The 2,590-nt window shown below is 62.4% G+C and carries 3 protein-coding genes; all 3 read left to right on the top strand.

Going from position 1 to position 2,590, the window contains the following annotated elements; genetic code table 11:
- Window positions 1-1,260: DUF2345 domain-containing protein (locus tag AB4Z27_RS28700; protein ID WP_441645941.1), on the top strand; the 1,260-nt coding region annotated here is incomplete at its 5' end.
- A 12-nt stretch (window positions 1,261-1,272) separates the two neighbouring features.
- A complete protein-coding gene (locus AB4Z27_RS28695) occupies window positions 1,273-2,136 on the top strand; it encodes a DUF4123 domain-containing protein (protein ID WP_441645940.1) in 864 nt (287 codons plus the stop codon).
- A complete protein-coding gene (locus tag AB4Z27_RS28690) occupies window positions 2,133-2,585 on the top strand; it encodes a DUF3304 domain-containing protein (protein ID WP_441645939.1) in 453 nt (150 codons plus the stop codon). Before AB4Z27_RS28695 ends, AB4Z27_RS28690 begins: the two co-directional genes overlap by 4 nt.
- Window positions 2,586-2,590 lie beyond the last annotated feature (5 nt).

Genomic DNA, 2,590 nt, shown 5'->3' with positions numbered 1-2,590 from the left:
CTGCCGCTGGACGAGGCCAACTGGCCGAAGATCCAGGGCACGCTGAGTGCGCGCATTACCTCGCCAAGCCGGTATCCATACGCTTATCTGACGCAGCAGGGCTATTACACGGTTCGCTTTGACTTCGATTTCGAGGACTGGCCCGGCGGTGGGGAATGTGTGCCACTGCGGCTGGCCAAGCCATTTGCCGGGGCGCTGCAGACGGGATTTCACTTTCCGCTGATCGACGGCACCGAAGCGGCTATCGCATTTCGGGACGGTAATCCCAATAAGCCGTACATCGCCCATGTCCACCATAACAGTCGCCAGACGGATCTGATTACCAATCAGGATCGTTGGCTATCCCGCAACGTTATTCGCACGCAGAGCGACAACAAGCTTGAGTTCGAGGATTGGGAGGGACAGGAGCACGTCAAGCTGTCCACGGAGCATTCCGGCAAATCGCAGCTGACGCTCGGCCATATGGTCGACGGGAAGTGGAAGCGGCGGGGGGAGGGGTTCGAACTCAGGACGTCCGGCTGGGGAGCGATCCGGGGCGGCAAGGGGTTGTTCATCACCGCCGATGACCAGCCAAAGGCCAGCGGACAGCAACTCGACATGGCCCCGGCTCAGCGCCTGCTCGAACAAGCGCTCCAGCAAAGCCAGGCACTGGCCGAGACCGCCAGGGCCGCACAAGCCCTCGCCGCCGACTGCGAGCGCCAGCAGGCCCTGCTCAATGACAGCCTCAAGCAACTCCGCGATGCCGGCCTGCTCGCCAGCGCCCCTGCCGGCATGGCGCTGGTGTCCGGGGCGGACCTGCAAACGAGCGCGGCGAACCATCTCATCGCCACCGCCGGCGGCAGCGCGGACATCAGCGCCGTCAAGCGCTTCACCGTCGCCGCCGGCGAAGCCGTGTCCCTGTTCGCGCAGAAACTCGGCATGAAACTGTTCGCGGCGGGCGGGAAGGTCGAGATCCAGGCGCAGAGCGATGAACTGCAGCTGGCGGCGCTTAAGGACGTCACGATCAGCAGTACGGACGGGAAGGTTGTTCTTACCGCTGACAAGGAGGTCTGGATCGGTGCCGGAGGTTCCTACATCCGCATCACTGGCGAGCGGATCGAGAACGTCACGCTGGGCGACATCGCCGAGAAGTGCGCATCGTGGGACAAGCACGCGCCGGGGGCCAAGTTGATTCCGCCGCAGCAATTGCCCCGCACGGCTTGCAAGAGCTGCCTGATCGACGCCATGCGCAGCGGCCAGTTCGGCATCTACATCAAATAGAGGCACTCCCATATGGACTACCGGTTCGCCCTGATCGACTCAAGCCATCAAATGCGCTTCCACCTTCGGCTGGACCGTTGTGGCGCCGCATACCAGTCGCTGTTCGAAGGCTATCCCGAGGCATCTCTGCTGGACATCGCCCCGTTGCTGATCGACCTGAGCCATGACGATCAGACTGGCCGGAACGTCCTTGCCGATGCGATGCGCCTCGGTGAGCTGAAACCGTGCGTCAGCATCATCGCAGCCTCGCGTCCGCTGACCGACCTCGCCGGGCATCTACGGCAGTTTCATCAGGTCAAGGTGCCGAACAATCGCGAAATGATCATCCGCTGGTACGACGGCCGCATCTTTCCGACATGGCTCGCGCTCCTTGACGACGATCAACGCGGATTCTTCACGCGCGGCATCACGGAATGGCGCTACTTCGACCGTTTCGGTAAGTGCCAGCAGGCCACGCTGCCTGCCGACGACGCTCACCATGACGGGGCGTTTTCCCTGCCCGTCCACCTCGACGAAAAGCAAATCGCCGCCCTGGAGGCTGCCACCGAAGCGGACGGCATGATCGGCGGCCTGCAGGCAATCATGCCAAAGCTGCGGCACGTGCCATACCGCGTAGTTCATCCATTTATCGAAGCGCATTTGCGTGCCGCGCGCCAGCATGGGTTGTCCGACGTGGAAGATTTGGTGGAGTACCTGATATTGGCCTTCCAGACGTCAGGGCGCTTTGTCGATCATCCGCAAGCCACGCAACGGTTGTCGATGCCGGCGAATGCGCACAGCGATACGTTTGCGAAGTGGGCAGGCGGACYTGGGGKTGAGGTCGCCGCCGGCACGCCTTTATGGGAAGCGCCTGACGAGCAGGAGGATGCACGATGAACCATCGTCTGGCATCRGCGGCGAGCCTGAGGCGTTGCGGCCGGCTGGCCATGCTTGCGGCACTGTCGCTGGCAATGTCCGGATGTGGCGAMGAGCCAATCTCCGTGTCAATGGTTGGCTACAACCACACCGATGTAGGCATCTACGCGTTCGAGRTCAATGGCCGTGGTGGCCCGAATATCTGGCCGCACGAAGGCGGTGGCAGTTTTACRTGCTGCGTCACGGTGCCACGGGTCTACAAGCCTGGCATGACGGCGAAGGTCAGGTGGSTCCATCGCATCGACGATGTKCCGCAGGAGCGGRTYGTCCCTGTGCCCCCCTACCGCCCTGAAGACGTGGGGCTTCTGACTCTCCATTTTCTTCGAGACGGCAGTATCAAGGTGTTCGTGACCATGACGCTGCTTGGTCACCCGGCGTATCCCCTGAAAGGGGACGAGGCGCGCAAGTAACCACA

It is taken from the genome of Cupriavidus sp. KB_39, assembly GCF_052114485.1.
In the GTDB taxonomy this organism is placed as follows: Bacteria; Pseudomonadota; Gammaproteobacteria; order Burkholderiales; family Burkholderiaceae; genus Cupriavidus.
Note: the sequence above shows the minus strand (reverse complement) of the source record. Positions and strands in the feature narration are given on the sequence as shown.